Source organism: Planosporangium thailandense (assembly GCF_011947195.1).
GTDB lineage: Bacteria > Actinomycetota > Actinomycetes > Mycobacteriales > Micromonosporaceae > Planosporangium > Planosporangium thailandense.
In genome coordinates, this window is record NZ_JAATVY010000099.1 from 1 (window position 1) to 468 (window position 468).

Below are 468 nucleotides of genomic sequence, written 5' to 3' on the forward strand. Positions count from 1 at the left end.
CTCATTCAGGGCCCGACGGCGACGAGCCACCACGATGCCGCCCGCGCCGAGCAGCCCCGCACCCGCAAGCGACAGCAGCACCGTCGGATTGCCGTGCGAGCCCGCCGTACCACCGCCACCGGCACTGACCGCGCCGGTCGGCGTAGGCGACGCCCCCTGCAGCATCTGACCGGCCATGCCACCACCACCGGCGCTGACCGCGCCCTTCGGCACAACCGACGCCGTCGCGCCCGCCACCGGCCGGTTGGCCGCCGCCCCGCCGGCATCCGCCAGCACGACCGCGGCCGGGGCCACCGCCATCGCCGACAGCGCCGCCGCCGCCGACAGCCGCCGAACACGTCCCGGGTGCCGCGCCTGCCGCGACGATTCCTGCTCAATCACCTTGCGCACAATTCCCCCTCGAGATCACAGAGCCGGAAACACTGACTGTGGAACTACTGGGGTTTCGCCTTGTGCGACCACGCGTGG

At 73.3% G+C, this 468-nt stretch carries 1 protein-coding gene; it reads right to left on the reverse strand.

Annotated features, from left to right (window positions below):
- Positions 1-381: LPXTG cell wall anchor domain-containing protein (locus tag HC031_RS32305; protein WP_167929247.1), on the reverse strand; the 381-nt coding region annotated here is incomplete at its 3' end.
- Positions 382-468 lie beyond the last annotated feature (87 nt).